The 15556-nt window shown below is 72.6% G+C and carries 12 protein-coding genes; 4 read left to right on the top strand and 8 right to left on the bottom strand.

All coding sequences use genetic code 11. The features are described 5' to 3' along the window. Positions 1-3 precede the first annotated feature (3 nt). The 7 genes from K4S16_RS21840 to K4S16_RS21870 all read right to left on the bottom strand — a co-directional run bounded on the left by K4S16_RS21840 (position 4) and on the right by K4S16_RS21870 (position 7979). Positions 4-933, bottom strand: coding sequence for a type II secretion system F family protein (locus K4S16_RS21840; RefSeq protein WP_149260871.1), 930 nt, complete (start codon positions 931-933; stop codon positions 4-6). After that, positions 930-2258, bottom strand: coding sequence for a CpaF family protein (locus K4S16_RS21845; protein ID WP_149260872.1), 1329 nt, complete (start codon positions 2256-2258; stop codon positions 930-932). The genes K4S16_RS21840 and K4S16_RS21845 overlap by 4 nt, the downstream gene beginning before the upstream one ends. 3 nt (positions 2259-2261) lie before the next feature. Then, positions 2262-2660, bottom strand: a complete 399-nt coding sequence (locus K4S16_RS21850; protein ID WP_160160983.1) for a TadE/TadG family type IV pilus assembly protein — start codon at positions 2658-2660, stop codon at positions 2262-2264. Between the two features lie 4 nt (positions 2661-2664). Further along, positions 2665-4239: an AAA family ATPase gene (locus tag K4S16_RS21855; RefSeq protein WP_160160984.1), complete on the bottom strand. Its 1575-nt coding sequence runs from the start codon at positions 4237-4239 to the stop codon at positions 2665-2667. A 5-nt stretch (positions 4240-4244) separates the two neighbouring features. Further along, positions 4245-4919 (bottom strand): Flp pilus assembly protein CpaB, encoded by a 675-nt coding sequence (gene cpaB, locus K4S16_RS21860; RefSeq protein WP_160160985.1) that lies wholly within the window; start codon positions 4917-4919, stop codon positions 4245-4247. Between the two features lie 64 nt (positions 4920-4983). Next, positions 4984-6498, bottom strand: coding sequence for a hypothetical protein (locus K4S16_RS21865; protein WP_149260876.1), 1515 nt, complete (start codon positions 6496-6498; stop codon positions 4984-4986). An 821-nt stretch (positions 6499-7319) separates the two neighbouring features. Continuing rightward, a complete protein-coding gene (locus K4S16_RS21870) occupies positions 7320-7979 on the bottom strand; it encodes a hypothetical protein (RefSeq protein WP_149260877.1) in 660 nt (219 codons plus the stop codon). 484 nt (positions 7980-8463) lie between these two features. Here K4S16_RS21870 and K4S16_RS21875 point away from each other — a divergent pair, with 484 nt between their 5' ends. The 4 genes from K4S16_RS21875 to K4S16_RS21890 are packed head-to-tail and all read left to right on the top strand — an operon-like array spanning position 8464 to position 14646. Continuing rightward, positions 8464-10818, top strand: coding sequence for a serine/threonine-protein kinase (locus K4S16_RS21875; RefSeq protein WP_149260878.1), 2355 nt, complete (start codon positions 8464-8466; stop codon positions 10816-10818). After that, the gene (locus K4S16_RS21880; protein ID WP_149260879.1) at positions 10815-11945 is read left to right on the top strand and encodes a response regulator receiver protein; all 1131 of its coding nucleotides are present in this window, start codon (positions 10815-10817) and stop codon (positions 11943-11945) included. Before K4S16_RS21875 ends, K4S16_RS21880 begins: the two co-directional genes overlap by 4 nt. A 41-nt stretch (positions 11946-11986) precedes the next feature. Next, positions 11987-13900: an AAA family ATPase gene (locus K4S16_RS21885; RefSeq protein ID WP_149260880.1), complete on the top strand. Its 1914-nt coding sequence runs from the start codon at positions 11987-11989 to the stop codon at positions 13898-13900. Continuing rightward, entirely contained in the window at positions 13897-14646 is a 750-nt protein-coding gene (locus K4S16_RS21890; protein ID WP_149260881.1) for a 4Fe-4S single cluster domain-containing protein, read from the top strand. Before K4S16_RS21885 ends, K4S16_RS21890 begins: the two co-directional genes overlap by 4 nt. Here the strand turns inward: K4S16_RS21890 and K4S16_RS21895 are convergent. Then, positions 14550-15524 (bottom strand): hypothetical protein, encoded by a 975-nt coding sequence (locus tag K4S16_RS21895; protein ID WP_149260882.1) that lies wholly within the window; start codon positions 15522-15524, stop codon positions 14550-14552. The two genes, K4S16_RS21890 and K4S16_RS21895, sit on opposite strands and share 97 nt — an antisense overlap. Between the last annotated feature and the right edge of the window lie 32 nt (positions 15525-15556).

Here is a 15556-nt window from a genome sequence, read left to right on the forward strand (position 1 = left end):
ACCTCAAATGTCGATCCGGGTGATACGGCGGATGATGAACAGGCTCAGCGTGAAGAAGATCGCGGCGATGCCGAGGATGATCTGCCCGATGATGTGCCCGCTCATGGCGCGCAGCGCGCCGGGCTGGATGAGATTGACCATCACGATCGAGCCGAGGCCGAGGACGCCGATGGCCCAGTTGCTGACCACCGCCTCACCCATGATCGTCTTTACCTCGCGCCGGATCTCCTTGCGCTCCTCCAACGTGGAGGCGATCGTGCGCAGCGCGGTGACCAGCGAGCCGCCCGCCCTGGACGACACCACCAGCGTGCTGACCAGCACCCCCAGCTCGCGGGACGGCAGCCGCTCGGCCAGGTCGCGCAGCGCGTCGTCCAGCGACTGGCCGAGCCGCAGCGCGTCGGCGGTGCGGCCGAGCTCGGTGTGCGCCGGCTCGTCCAGCTCGTCCGCCGCGATCTCGAGTGCGGTGCGCAGCGCCAGCCCCGCGTTGGTGGCGTTCGACAGCACCCGCGCGAGGTCGGGCAACTGCGCGACGAACGCCTCCTTGCGCCGGTCCTCGCGGCGCCGCAGGAAGGCGAAGAAGGACCAGGCGACACCGGCCGCCGCGAGCACCCCGAACAGCGGCGCCATCCACTCGCCGATCAGGAAGATCGCGCCGGCCGCGCCCGCCACCATGAGCAGCAGGAAGGTCGACACCCGGATGCGCAGCCCGGAGGCCGCGATACGGCGGGCGATGGCCTTGCCCAAGTCCGTCCGGCGCAGCGCGAGGTCCAGCCGGTCGCTCAGCCCGCCGAGCGCCTTCTCCTCGGCCAGCGCCGACCGGGCCGCGAGCCGGCGCCGTCGCTCGAAGCCGGTGGCGAGGTCACCGACCGCCCACACGACGAGCGCCAGCGTCACGGCGAGGATCAGCAGGATGGCGGGGAGCGAGAGACTCACGAGACCTCCCGGATATGGTCGGGGTCGTTCCCGACGCCGAAGGCCGGGGGGATGCTCTCCCCGGCGTGGAAGAGCCGGTTGGCGAGCTCCGGCGGGAGCGGGTGGGCCCGGAACTCGCCCCGCACGACCCGGTCCGGGCCGATCGGGGCGGACTCGAACCGCATCACGCTGCGCAGCGCGAACGCCTCCCGGTTGCGGGAGGCCACCACGGCGACCTCGGTGATGCGGCGCGTCCCGTCCGGCCCGCGGCTGAGCTGGACGATCACGTCGACCGCGCTGTTGATCTGGTCGCGGATCGCCTCGAACGGCAGCTTGACGTCGCTCATGCTCGCCAGCGTCTGCAGCCGGTAGATGGTGTCCTCGGTGGAGTTGGCGTGCACGGTCACCAGCGACCCGTCGTGACCGGTGTTCATCGCCTGCAGCATGTCCAGGGTCTCGCCGCCGCGGACCTCGCCGACGATGATGCGGTCCGGGCGCATGCGCAGCGCGTTGCGCACCAGGTCGCGGATGGTGATCTGGCCCTTGCCCTCGATGTTGGGCGGCCTGGACTCCAGCGGGATGACGTGCTCCTGCTTGAGCTGCAGCTCCGCGGAGTCCTCGATGGTGACGATGCGCTCCCAGTCGGGGACGAACGCCGACAGGGCGTTCAGCATCGTCGTCTTCCCGGTGCCGGTACCGCCCGAGATCACCACGTTGAGCCGGGCCCGGACGAACGAGGCCAGCAGCATTCCCGTCGCCGCGTCCATCGACCCCATGCCCGCCAGCTGCTCGATCGTGTAGGCGCGGGGGAAGCGCCGGATCGTCAGGATCGGGCCGATCAGCGACAGCGGCGGGATGATGACGTTGACGCGCTCACCGGTCGGCAACCGCGCGTCCACCATCGGGCTGGACTCGTCCACGCGCCGGTTGACCTGCGCGACGATCCGGTCGATGGTCTGGTAGAGCTGGTCCTCGCTGGCGAAGCCGTTCTCCAGCCGCTGGACCCGGCCGGCCCGCTCCACGAACACGTGGTCGGGACCGTTCACCATGATCTCGGTGACGCTCGGGTCGGCGAGCAGCGGCTCCAGCACGCCGAGGCCGAGCGCCTCGTCCACCACCCGGCGGATCAGGTTGGCCCGCTCTCCGGCGGCGAGCACCGGGCCCTCGCGGGTGATGAGCAGGCCGGTGACCTTCTCCAGCCGGGCCCGCCGCTGCGCCATCGTCAGCGTCGCGAGCTCGTCGAGGTTGATCTCCTCGAGCAGCCGCGCGCGCCAGTGGCCCACGGTGTTGCGGCCGGTCCGCTCCGACGACGACCTGTCCTCTTCGAGTCGATCCTTGAGCGCCATCGGTCACCCCAGCGGCATGGTCACGGTACGGGTGACGCCGAAGTCCAAGGGAATCCCCTTCCAGATCACCGGGACCTGGGCCTTCACCCGGCAGGAGACGGCGTCGCCGTCGTTCACCGTGGTCGGCCCGCCCGAGATCGAGTAGTCGTTCAGCCAGTACGGCATGGCGTCCTGCGCCCACTTCTCGCAGCTTCCGGCGTCCATGCGCTTGCTGGCCTCGCGGGCGCCGGTGCGCGCGGCGTTCTCCACGCGCTCCACCGTCGTAGAGGCCATGTACGCCTGGAACGCCAGAAAGATGATCATCAGGGCCAGCGGCAGGACCGCGGCGAACTCGACCGCGGCGGCGCCGCGGTCGACCCGCCGGGCGCCCCGGCGGCGGTCGGCGTCCCGATGCCCTCTCATGACCTCACCTCCCGTCCCCGTCCCGCTCATTGACGATCTTCGACCTGGTGGAGATGCCGAACGGCGTGCGCCAGCCGGGCAGCACCGCGGGGCAGTCGATCGTGACCTTGGCGTAGCCGTCGGCGACCTGGATGCGCAGGTGCTCGCGGTCGGCCCAGGGGCCCGAGACGCGTGCCACGGCCCGGCGGCGCACCTCCTCGCGGTTCGCGCGCGCCTCCGGCGTGCTGCCCTGGTCGTAGCCGATGACGTCGACGGCGCGGGCGGCCTCGTTGGCGGCGTGGCTGGAGTACATCGACGTGATGCCGATCAGCACGACCTGCCACACCAGCAGCAGGACGGCGCCGACCAGAGGCACGATCGCCGCGAACTCGACCACCGCGGAACCCCGGTCCCTGGCCCGCGCCGGCGCCGGCTGCTGCTGCGGGCCGAGCAGGGACAACTCCGCGGCGACCTTGCCGATCGCCTTGCGGAAGTCCCCGTTCTTGACCGCCATCGGCGACCCGGTGTTCGCCGCGTCCTCCAGCGCCCGGAAGTTCGCCGGGATCGTCGTGCGCAGCAGCGGCGACCCGGCCATCTTGCGCGCGAGGTCCGGCTGGATCTCGTTGCGCTTGTCGTGCCTGGTCAGCAGCACCCAGACGTCCTCCTCCTTGCGGATCTGCAGCCGCGACCACAGCCGGGTCATCCGCTTGCTCCCGCGCATCGAGGGGACGTCCGGCGTCGCCGTGATCACGACCGTGTCGGCGAGCTCGACCGCCATCGCGTTGGCCTCGGTGACCTGGCTGCCGGAGTCGACGATCACGATGTCGTACCGGGACCGGATCACCGTGAGGATCTGCCGGATGGCGCGGGCGGAGATCTCCTCGGCGTCCTCGCCGTGCGGCGGGGACAGCAGCAGGTGCGGGCCGGTCGGGTGCACGAACAGCGCCTCGGCGACGACCGCGCCGTCCAGGCCGTCGGTCGCGGCGGCGAGGTCGGCGACGCTGTGCCGGTGCTGCACGTCGAGGTAGACCGGGATGTCGCCGGCCTGCAGGTCGAGGTCGACCAGGCACACCCGCCGGCCGGCCGTGGACAGCGCGATCGCCAGGTGGATCGCGAGCGTCGTCGTCCCGGTGCCTCCCTTGGCCCCGCAGAGCGTCACCAGCGTGCCGAGCTGCCCGGAGACCGGGGCCGCCTCGGAGCTGCTGTCGAAGTGCCGCCGCATCGTGCGGGACCAGTCGGCGGCCTGGGACACCCTGTTCTGCAACTCCGCGAGGGTCGGCTCACTCGTGATCACGCCGCGCGCGCCGGAGCCCATCGCGGCGGCGAAGGTCTCCGCCGTCGCGTCCTCGGCGATCAGGATGACCGCGAGCTGCGGATGGCGCACGACCAGCTCGCGGATCAGGTCCAGCGCGGGCAGCGGGCCGAGGTTCTGGTGCACCAGCACGACGTCGACGTTGGGGACGGCGCCGACCGCGCTGATGACGTCGCCCGAGACGGACTCCAGCGCGACGATGTCGACGTCCTGCAGCTCGTGGAACTGGCTGCTGAGGGCGGAGGCGACCTCGCGGTCCCCGATTCCGAGCACTACCTGGATCGTCATCTGCATCACTTCGCAGGGATGGTCTGGCAGACAGGAGCCAGCCGGACGTCGTCCGGGGTGAGCCCGGATCCGCCGATCAGCGCCAGCCGGATCTTGTTGGCGAAGCTCTCCTCACGGGTGAGCTTCAGGCTGTCGGCGGCGCTGAGCGCGAACGTGACGGGGACGACCTGGTTCTTGGCCTGCGCGTTCTTGTCGTCGGTCTGCGTGGTGATCGTGCCGATCTGGATCACGCGCGCGGCCTTGACGATGCGGGCGGCGCAGGAGGTCTGCCGGTTGGTCTCCGCGGCCTGGTAGGTCGCGTAGATGTCGACGATCATCCCCTCGTGCACCTTGCCGGCGACCCCGGTCTCGGCGTCGATCATGATGGCGATCTCGCGCTGGCCCGGCTGCAGGTTGGGCGCGGTGACGAGCATCCCCTGCTGGAGGTAGGCGCCCTGCGGCAGGTCGGCGGCCGCGACCTTGCCGTTGAGCTGGGCCATGTCGGTGACCATGGTCTGCGGCGTCCACTTCCGCGGTACCTGGACCCGTTGCAGCATGGACTCGGTCACCTGGGTGTAGGCGGGCACCGGCTGTTTGAGCTGCAGGACGTCCGTCTTGACCCCGACCTCCGCCCGCACATCGCCCACGTATCCGACGATGCCGACGAAGACCACGATCGAGCCGATCGCGGCAAGGATCATCAGCAGGACTCCACGTCGCTGGCGCGGGTTCATGGGACTCCGTTTCTTCTACGACAGCGCGTCGTTACTTTCGGGAGGAGCGGAATGCGACCGTTCCCGGGCGGGAGGGCCAGTCCTCGTCGAGGTCGGTCTGCTCGGCCGCCCGGCCGTTCACCTGCGGCGCGTCGGTCTCGGCCGGCCCACCGGCGGCCGCCGGGCCACCCGGCCGCACGTCTCCGGCGGGCGGGGCGTGGTCCGCCGGAGCGGACGGTGCGGCGGCCTGGTCCTTCCCGAGCGTGATCTGCCCGATCACCCTGCCCGGGGGGACCGGCGCCGGGTGCCGGACGTTGAGCATGTGCGGTCCGGGTTGGCGGCCGTTGGGCCGGTCGCCTCCGGCGTTGCCCGGCTGGGCGCCCGGTGTCCAGCCGTCCGGCATGGGGGTGCGGCGCGTCCGCGGCGCGGATTCCAGAGCGGGCGAGGGGTCGTAGGCGGTCTCCGCGGGAGCGGGAGCGGTGTGCTCGGGAGCGGGCGGGGCGGGAGCCGGGAGCGGTCCGGGTACGGGAGCGGCGAAGACCTCCGGTGGCCTTGCCGGTTCCGGCTCGGGAGGAGGCGCCGGTGCCGCCGGGGCCGAGGGCACCTGTCCCCCGGGCGGTGGCTGGGGGCGCGTCACCGGCGGCCTGCTCTCGGGCGGCCTGGTCTCCGGCGGCCGCACCGGTCCGGGGGGCTGCGGCGATCGCTCGCCCGGCGGACCGCCGTAGGGTTCCCTGCCCGGCGGCGCGGCCGCGGGCGCCCGGGCGGTGGAGCCGTGCGGTGCGGCGACGCCCGGTGCCTCGGGCTGCGTCATCGCGCAGAAGGCGCACCGCGGCAGGGCCGTCGGCTCCCCGCACCACGCGCAGGGCACGCTGACGGTGGCGCTGAGCAGGGCGTGCAGGGCCCTCGGATGACCGCTGAACGCGACGTACTCGGCGTACTTCTTCGTGCCCCAGAACTCCGGGGCGAGCGGCTGCTCGGCGACGGCCGTGACCGACACCGCGCCGAGCGCGGGCTGGAGCCGCTGGCGCAGCCAGTCGAGGTCGCCGTTGGCATGGGTGAGGAGCAGCAGCACCGGGTCGGGCGGCCGCCGGGAGATCTCCTGGACGGGCTGGGAGGCGGTGATGCGGTGAACGCCCTCGTCCGGGGCGGCGGAGACGGAGAAGCCGCCCGGCAGGTAGGAGGCGACGTGCTTGCCGAGCCCGGTCTTGATGTGCTCCAGGTTGGCGACGCTGTTGACCCACGCACCCGCGTAGACGGCGTCCGCCAGCCGCGGCGCCAGGCCGGCGAGCAGACCGGGGCGGACGTGCGGGGACACGAAGGCGAGCTGGTCCGCGACAAGGGAGAGGGCCAGCGGCGGCAGGTCGAGCGGGATCCCGGCGATCCGGTCGGTGACGAGTCCCGCCCGGGCGAGGCGCACCAGGCGCTCACCGTGCGAGGCGCGCCACTCCGGATAGACGACGAGCACCGCGCCGCTGCGCCGCAGCGCCTCCTTCACGAGGTCGATGAAGGCGGACGCGGCGTCCGGTCCGGGCGGGAGGCCGAAGCGGTGGGCCACGCTCGTTTGCAAGATGCCTGTGCTGGGGATGTCCCCGACAAGCACGACTTCAGTCACGGCCACTCCGGGGGGTTCGCAGCCTCACCGGGCCGGTTCCTCCCCGCTTCTCCAGCGCAGGCGAAACCGCCACCACATTGTTATCGTTAAGAGTGTATTGACGATAGCCACCACAGTTGTCAGCGCTCAACCGAGTAACCCTTCCAACTGGTGAACCATGAATAAACCGTGAGTATCGTATTCTCTGACGCAGTGCGAATACCACTGGTTCGCGCTCCCGCCGGTCTTGTTCGGACGATCTCCGCGACAACGCGCTGAGCTGCGATGATGCCCCCGAAGAACGTCGCGCGCAGCAAAGAGCGCACCCTGATTCACATGATCTTCCCCCGTTCGGGGCGGGAACGCCCCAGTCGATCTTCCCAAAGGTCGACAGAGGAGAAGAGGGCCCAGGGGCACGTCCGCTTGCGGCCACAAAATAGTTCCCAGGGCCCTGGACATCCGTGCACTTCTATGCAATGGCGCCGGGAGTCGCTCGCCGCCCGATGTTGATCGGGCGGCCCGCTCAGGTCACGACTTCCAGTAAACGTGAGAATCTTTCACGTCCCTGGTCCGCCAGTGCGGCGCACTCCTGCGGCGCCCGTTCCCCACCAGGCTCCAAGAGGCGAGGCGGCCGGCGGAACGCGGAGCCGCAGGGCTTCGCCTCGACCGGCCGCTCCCCTTCCGGAACGGATCCGCACACGCTCTGTCAAGGCGCGTGCTCCAGAGCGGCAACGAAAATGATCCAACATTCAACCGGAAACTCTTCCGCCGGAATTCTTTTCGGCACGCCTTGGCCGTCACGCCAGTTCGAACGATTCCGCGATCTTCCCGGCCTGCGCCGGCAGGCCGCCCTTCGCCGCCTCGATCTGGAGGAAACAGTATCTGTCGGCGGAGATCGGGACGCGAACAGTCAGCCCGTCGACGGCGGGGCCGCCCTCCTTCGCGGAGGAGTAGGTCGCCTTGTAGGCGGGTTTGCCGCTCACCGTGACATCGGTGATGCGCGAACCGGGCTCCAGCGCCTGCTGCTTCCTCTTCAACTGCTCAAGGGAGGAGCCGGTGATCCCGCCGCTGTCGCAACCTGCGGAAAGATGGGGCGCGAGCCCGGAGGTGACCGACCCGTCGATCGCGTAGACGGTGCCCCGCTGACGTTGTATCGCGATGAGTTGCCTGGTCAGCTCGCCCCGCTCGCCGGTAAGACCGTACGAGTTCCGTACCACTTCGGAGGTGTCGGCCGTGGGGTCGATCTCTTTCCAACCATTCGGAAGTTCGAGCGCGATCCCGCTCGTCCCGCCACCGAGCCGCGACCCCTTATCGGATGCGACGGGAGCGGATGACGCCTTCTCGGTGGGCGGAGCCGAAGGGGACGATGATTTCGCATCCGCTTTGCCGGAATCACCGCCACACCCACTGAGGAAGAGACCCAACACGCAGACAGCGGCCAGTACACGACGATCCATTGGTCCATCCACATGCGATCGGATTTGGCGGGACGGTAGCAGAGCCGCCACTTCGACGCGATCAGGACGCGGGCGGTTCCAGTGGGGATCCGGGGCGCCCGGCGCAGATACTCCTTCCGAAGTGGCGACCTCATCAAGGCCGGATGCGAGGGCGTCCGTTCCGCCGTCGGGGCGGGGGCAGGCTCTAGAGTCTTCCTGTAGGCGCCCCTAACTGGAGACGACGGCGATGACGCACCCTTCGGAACCCGGTCACCCTTCGCGCCCGCAGGCGCCAGGCCCCTACGGTCCCCCACCGGGTGCGCAGCCCCCCGGCCCGGTCCCCGGTCCCCGCCAGCAAGGCCCGGCGGGCCCCGGAGGCCCCGCGACGGGGCCCCGGTACCAGCAGCAGGGCTGGGCCCCTCCCCCGCGCGACCCTGCGGGCAAGGGCGTGTTCGGGGCGCTGTATCTGCGGGTCATCAGGGACAAGAGCTAGACGGGGCCGCTGGTGGACGAGAACGGATCCGGCGGCGGCACCCCGCCGCGGGACACCCGGCGCGACGCCGGGACGACGCGGCGCGAGGCGCGGGTGCCGGAGCCGCGGGATGCGGCGGAGACGCGGCGCGAGGGTGCGGCGCTCGGCGATTCGCTGATGCGGCTGCCGGCGGTGCTCGGCGAGCGGTACGCGGTCGTGGCCGAGCTCCCCGTGCAGGGCGCCGAGTCCGACCTGATGCTCGTGCGGGACGACCGCGGCGCGGAGTTCGTCGCGAAGATCTTCCGCCGCGGGTACCGCGCCGACCGGGAGGTGTGGGCGAAGCTGCCCGCGCTCGACTCGCCGCACGTGCTGAGGATCCTGGAGACGGGGCACGCGGACGGGCGCGACTACGAGGTCGCCGAGTACGCGCCGGAGGGCAACCTGCGGGCGCTGATGGACGGGCCGCTCCCCGAGCAGACGGTCGCGGAGATCGCCGCGCAGCTCGCGGCCGGGCTGTCGGCGCTGCACCAGGCGGGGATCGTGCACCGCGACCTCAAGCCGGAGAACGTCCTGGTGCTGGAGCGCGAGCCGGTGCGGCTCGCGATCGCCGACTTCGGGCTGAGCAAGGTGCTCGACCAGAGCGTGGTGTTCGCCTCGTCGTCGCGGACGCTGGCCTACGCGGCGCCGGAGTCGCTGTCCGGCCAGGTGTCGCCGGCGCGCGACTGGTGGTCGCTCGGCATGATCGTCCGGGAGCTGGCGACGGGCCGGGCGCCGTTCCAGGGGCTGAGCGAGACCGTCGTGGTCGACCACCTCGCGACGCGGCCGGTCGGCGCGGACGACGTCCGCGAACCGGGCCTGCGGCTGCTGTGCCAGGGGCTGCTGACCCGCGATCCGCGCAAGCGGTGGGCGGGCGAGCAGGTACGGCAGTGGCTGGAGGGGGGGTCTCCGCAGGTCGCGGAGGAGAGCGTCCAGGTCGGCGGCGGGCTGCCGTTCCGGGGGCGGCGCTACTCCGACCGGCGCGAGCTGGCGCGCGCGCTCGTCGAGAACTGGGACCACGCCGCCCAGTACTTCTTCGGCCGCGGCGAGTCCGGCGAGGCGTGGCGGAGCCTGCGGGAGTGGCTCGCCGAAGTGCCGGACGACAGCCGCATCGCGCTCGTCGACGGCTACCTGGCGACGGCGCTGCCGCCGGACGTGAAGCTCCTGCACCTGGTGCTGTGGCTTGACCCGTCGATGCCGCCGCACTTCCTCGGCCGCCGCACGGCGTCCGGCGACCTGCCGGGGCTGGCGGCGCTCGCGGGCGACCAGCGCCATCCCGACCACCGCACCGCCTGCCTGATCGGGCGGGCGCTGTGGGAGCACCGCCTGCTGCACGTGCTCGCCGGGTTCGAGGGCGGCGAGGACCTGGCCCGCGTCGACGAGCAGTGGCGCGCCCACGTGGCGGCGTGGAACGACCTGGCGCGCTGGCTGCGCGAGCAGGCGGTCGCGCCGCCGGGCCTCGCGAGGCGTCTGCCCGACGCCGGGGCCGAGGAGCCGCCGACCGTCCTGCTCTCCCTGCTCGCGCTGGCGGCGCGTCCGGCGGAGACCCACCGGCTGGTGGCCGAGGGCGCGGCCCGGGCCCGCGCGTCGGTCGCCGAGCCGGTGCCGTGGTTCACCTGGATGGCGGACGGGGCGGGCGACGACCCGCTGCGGCTGCTCGCGGTGGCGCGGGCCGCGCCCGAGGCCGTCGCGGAGAGCGAGTCGCGGACGCGCGAGCGGCACGCCGCGGCGCAGCGCGAGGAGGCGCTCCGCGCGCGGTGGGCCGACCTCGAACGCCGGCGGCTCGCCGGACGCGGCGCGGCCGTGGCGAAGGCGGTCGCGCTGACGGTGCCGCTGCTGTTGTTCTGGCTCGCGGGCAGCTGGGTCGTCGGGTCGCTGTTCGGCGGGGGCGGCGACGAGGGCACGTCGTCGGTCGGCCTCCACAGCTCTTCTCCCTCCGGCATCTCGTTCGGGGTCCTGGCCGTCATATCGGTGCTGGCGTGGGCGGTGCACTGCGGCGCCGAAGTGATGGTGGCGCGCACGCAGGGCGCGGACTACCTCCCGCACGGGCCGTGGGCGATGTTCTCCGGAATCCTCGGGGCGGGCGGCCGCGGGCTGTCCCAGGCATCCCAGACGATGTCGGGCGCCGCGCGGCGCGGCGGCCGGCGCGGCTGCCAGACAGGTTGCGCGATCGCCCTGCTCGGCGCGACGGTGCCGGTGGTGCTGCTCCTCCTCGTGATCGGGGCGCTGACGTCGATCGCGAGCATGCTGTGGATCCTCGTCATGGTCGCGGTTTCCGCCGCGCACGTGATCGCCGCGGGGGTGCGGCTGCATCACTGGCGGCTGGCGCGGACGAACGGAGGCACCCTTTGAGCAGCGGGATCGACGCCGACATCGCCCTGGACGCGGCGGTCGTGCTCAGTCTCGGCATGAACCGCGTCCTCGGGCGCGGCGCCGGGCTGGCCGGACGCGCGGCCGAGGCGCTGGCGGCGCGCGCCGCCGGACGGGCGGAGGCGCGGGCGGCGGCGCTCGCCGAGGTGGAGACGCACGAGCGGGCGCTGCGCGAGGTGGTGGAGCGCAACGCCCGCATCGCCGCGCTGGCCGAGACCCGCACGAAGATCGGCGCGGACGTGGCGCTGCCCGACCCCCTCGACCCGGCCGAACTGTCCCCCGCGGAGCTGACCGCCTGGTGCTCCGCCACGGACCCCGTCCTGGACGAGGTCGAGCGGCACCTGTCCGAGCATCTCGCCGCGCAGGTCAGCACGCAGATCTTCGCCGTCCCCGCCGAGGGCCTGTCGGCCGACCTCGGGCGGGGCGCCCCGCCGCCCCCGCGGGAGGACGCCGGCGTCCGGGAGAACCTGGAGCGGATCATGGCGCGGCTGCTGCCCGACGCGGACGAGGAGGAGCGGCACGCGGTGGCGGAGGCGGCGCGGCTGCTCGCCGGCGTCGCGACGGCAGACGAGGCGGAGGGCGTCCTGCAGGAGGTGCGGCTGCGCATCCAGGACGCCAACGGCCGCGTCCGGGAGCGGCGCGAGGAGGAGCGGCGCCGCGCGGCCGAGCAGGAGGCGGCCGAGCAGGCCGAGGCCGAGCGCCGGTACGTCCTCGACTCCATCACCGCCGCCTTCGAGGACATGGGGTACGAGGTCCAGGCGGGGTTCGAGACGCTGACCGCCGAGGACGGCACGCTGACGCTGACGAAGGGCGCCTGGCCCGACCACAGCGTCCGGATGCGCGTGGAGGACGCCGCGCACGTGCGGGCGTCGATGGTGCGCGAGCGGCCCGCCGAGAGCGAGGACGACCGGCGGCTGGACGTCGAGCGCGAGCGCGAGTGGTGCGACGCGTTCGAGGCCGCGCGCGAGCGCCTCGCCGACGCGGGGATCCGCTCCGACGTGGGCTGGCGCCTGGACCCGGGCGTCCGTGAGCTGCCGGTTTCGGCGCGGAACCGGCAGACTAGGGGCCGAGTCGGCCAACGCGAACGCTCCCGTGAGCGTCACAAGTGAGATGCGGAGGCGCGGACGGAGCGGAGTGGGGAGCGCGCTAGATGAGCATTGATTCGCCGACCCTCGGGGGGCGGTTGCAGGGTTGGCCGCCGTTCATCCGCGAGTTGGACGCGACCCTCTCGGTGCACTCCCAGTACGTCCTGTCGGGCAACCTGTACGACAGCTTCCTCTCGCCCGCGGCGGACGGCGCGCCCGCACAGCTGCTGCCGCTGCGCGCCCTGCTGTGGGAGACGCTGCGCTCCAGCGGCGCGTCCTTCATGGCCGTGTACGACCCGGTGGACGGGCTGCAGATCGTCCCCGGTCCCGAGGACGCCGCCGGGGCCGAGTCGGCCGCGGCGGCCGAGCGGCTGCTCGGCAAGGTGAAGGCGGACGAGAAGCCGTCGCTGGAGGGGCTGACCCGCTACCTGGCCGCGGTCGCCCGCCCGAAGGAGAACGTCCGCGCCGCGTTCGTGATCGACTCGGCGTCCCGCATCGCCCGCACCCCGACCGACCTGGAGCCTGCCGAGCGCGACTTCTTCCGGTTCTGCGCGAAGCTGTCGCGCAGCGCCCGCCCCGTGCGGGTGACCGGGCCGCGGCCGAAGCCGCTCTACAACCCGGTCGTCTGGCTGGTGGAGCGGCCCGGCGACCTGCCGCCGTGGCTCACCGCAGACAACGAGAACATCCGCGAGATCACGATCCCGCGCCCGCACCTCGGCGACCGGCAGGAGACGGCGCGGCTGCTGGCCCGCGCGTTCGGGGTCGGCGACGTCGCCGCCGACGAGGCCGCGGCGGCGGCCTGCGACGCGTTCGCCGAGCAGGCCGACGGGCTCACCCTCCAGTCGATGATCGAGGTGACCCGGCTGGCGAAGGAGCGCAACGTCGACCTCGCCGACCTGCCGGACGCGGTCCGCACCTACAAGCTCGGCGTGCTCGACAACCCGTGGAGCCGCGGCCACCTGCGGCGCCGGGTGCTGGACGGGGAGAAGCGCGTCCCCGAGCGGGTGATCGGGCAGCCGCAGGCCGTCACCAAGACCCTCGACATCCTCAAGCGGGCGGTGCTCGGCCTGTCGGGCGCGCAGGCGACCCGGTCCGGGAGCCGGCCGCGCGGGGTGCTGTTCTTCGCCGGCCCGACCGGCACCGGCAAGACGGAGCTGGCGAAGGCGATCACCGAGCTGGTCTTCGGGGACGAGTCGGCCTACCTGCGCTTCGACATGAGCGAGTTCTCCGGCGAGGGGTCCGGCGACCGGCTGATCGGGTCGCCGCCCGGGTACGTGGGCCACGAGGCGGGCGGCGAGCTGACCAACGCCGTCCGCGAGGACCCGTTCCGGGTGATCCTCTTCGACGAGATCGAGAAGGCGCACCCCCGGATCCTGGACAAGTTCCTCCAGATCCTGGAGGACGGCCGCCTCACCGACGGCCGCGGCAACACCGTGCACTTCTCCGAGTCGATCCTGATCTTCACCTCGAACCTCGGGATGTACGTCCCGGGCCGCGACCTGACGGCCCGCGACGCCTCCCCGTTCGGATCGCCCGAGCGTGTGCAGAACATCACACCCGGGATGTCCTACGACGAGGTGGAGCAGCGCATCAAGGGCGCCGTGGCCGACCACTTCACCGAGGTGCTGAACCGGCCCGAGCTGCTCAACCGGTTCGGCGACAACATCGTGGTGTTCGACTTCATCTCCGCCGAGGCCGCGCACAAGATCTTCGATCTGCAGTTCGCGAACATCTGCCGCCGGGTCACCGACGAGCACCGGCTCGTCCTGGCCGTGAAGGGCGAGGCGCTCGAGACGCTCCGCCGGTGGTGCACGGAGGAGCTCGACAAGGGCGGGCGCGGCATCGGCATGGCCCTGGAGTCGCACTTCGTCAACCCGCTGGCGCGCGCGCTGTTCGACCGGGAGCTCGTCCCTGACAAGAAGGTCACCGTGACGGGGATCCGGCGCGAGGGCAGCATCGTGCATCTGGACCTCCAGTGAGCACGGGTCGGCCCCCCGCGGCCGGAGACGGCGCCGGCGAGACGCTGCTGCTCGCCAAGGCGCACTACCCGGTGACCACACTCGGCCCCGGGACGCGGGCGGGCATCTGGACGCAGGGCTGCACGCTGCACTGCGACGGCTGCCTCTCCCGCGACACGTGGGACGCCGACCCGGGACGGGCGATCCCCGTCGACGCGGTTCTAGGATGGCTCGCGTCCCTGCCGGAACCGGTCGACGGGGTGACCATCTCGGGCGGTGAGCCCTTCCAGCAGCCGGCCGCGCTGGCGGCCCTGGTGCGGGGGATCCGCGCGTGGCGGGAGAATCGCGGCCGTGAGACGATTGCGTTGGACATATTGGTTTACAGCGGATATGCCTACTCTCGGCTCTCGCGCGCCGCAGTGACGCGCGAGATCGTGGACATGTGCGACGCCGTGATCACGGGGCCGTACGTCGACCGGCTCAATCCGGGGGGGCGACACTCCGGGGACGGCTCTCTACTCTGGAGGGGGTCGGCCAACCAGCGTGTCGTGCCGGTGTCCCAGCTGGGACGCGAGCGGTACGGGGCAGTGGCCGGCGTCGGCGACACTGAAGGAAGAGGGCCCCGAGTACAGGTGTCCGTGGACGAAGGGCCGGAGGGAAGGCGGGTGTACTACATCGGGATCCCGCGACGGGGTGACATGGAGCACCTCACGTCGAGGCTCGACCGCGCCGGGGTGCGCTCGGGGGATGTGTCATGGCGACCTTGAACTGTCCGGTCTGTGACGAGCCTGTCCAGCCGGGCGATCTGCTCTGCATGAGCTGCGGAGCCAACCTGGCGCGCGCCGGCGGCGCGCCCCAGCCGGGCCCGGGCGGGTACGACCAGCGGGTCCCCCCGCCGCCGGGGCCGCAGGGCGGCCAGCCGTACGGCCAGCCCCAGCACGGGCAGCCGCAGTACGGGCAGCCTCAGCACGGGCAGCCGCAGTACGGCCAGCCGCAGCAGAACGACCCGTACCAGCAGCAGGCCCCGCACCAGCCGGGTCCCTCCGCGCAGCCGCAGGACCCGTGGGGCCCGCCGCAGCCGCAGCCGCAGCCGGACGCGTGGGGGCCGCCGCAGCAGCCCCCCGCCGACCAGCAGGGGCAGCACCAGTACGGCCAGCCCCAGCACGGGCAGCCCCAGCACGGGCAGCCTCAGCACGGCGGCCAGCCCCAGCACGGGGGCCAGGCGCCCATTCAGCAGCAGCCGGCCGACCCGTGGGGCATGCCGCAGCAGCAGCCGCCCCAGGATCCGTGGGGCGCGCCGCAGCAGTCCCCGGGGCCCGAGCAGCAGTACCAGTCCCCTCCTCAGGACCAGTACCAGCAGCCCCAGGACCAGTACCAGCAGCCGCAGTACGGCCAGCCGCAGGACCAGTACCAGCCGCAGGACCAGTACGGCGCCCCGCAGCCCGGTCCGGGCGACCACCAGTTCGGCCCGCCGCAGCCGCAGCCCCCGTACGGGCAGCCGCAGCACGGGGGCCAGCCCCAGCACGGCGGCCACCCTCAGCACGGTGGTCCGCCGCAGCACGGGCAGCCCCCGCACGGCCAGCCGCAGCACGGGGGCCAGCCGCCGCTGCCGCCGCACGGCCGTGAGGCGACGCTGCTGCCGCACGAGCACAACCAGGGCCAGCGCCCGCCCGCGCC

The sequence above is a fragment of the Actinomadura sp. K4S16 genome (genome assembly GCF_008327685.1).
Lineage (GTDB): Bacteria > Actinomycetota > Actinomycetes > Streptosporangiales > Streptosporangiaceae > Spirillospora.

Coding starts and splice junctions, on each gene's coding strand:
- K4S16_RS21845 (WP_149260872.1), bottom strand. CDS start 2,258: ATGGCGCTCAAGGATCGACTCGAAGAGGACAGGTCGTCGTCGGAGCGG.
- K4S16_RS21850 (WP_160160983.1), bottom strand. CDS start 2,660: ATGAGAGGGCATCGGGACGCCGACCGCCGCCGGGGCGCCCGGCGGGTC.
- K4S16_RS21855 (WP_160160984.1), bottom strand. CDS start 4,239: ATGACGATCCAGGTAGTGCTCGGAATCGGGGACCGCGAGGTCGCCTCC.
- cpaB (WP_160160985.1), bottom strand. CDS start 4,919: ATGATCCTTGCCGCGATCGGCTCGATCGTGGTCTTCGTCGGCATCGTC.
- K4S16_RS21870 (WP_149260877.1), bottom strand. CDS start 7,979: ATGGATCGTCGTGTACTGGCCGCTGTCTGCGTGTTGGGTCTCTTCCTC.
- K4S16_RS21885 (WP_149260880.1), top strand. CDS start 11,987: ATGAGCATTGATTCGCCGACCCTCGGGGGGCGGTTGCAGGGTTGGCCG.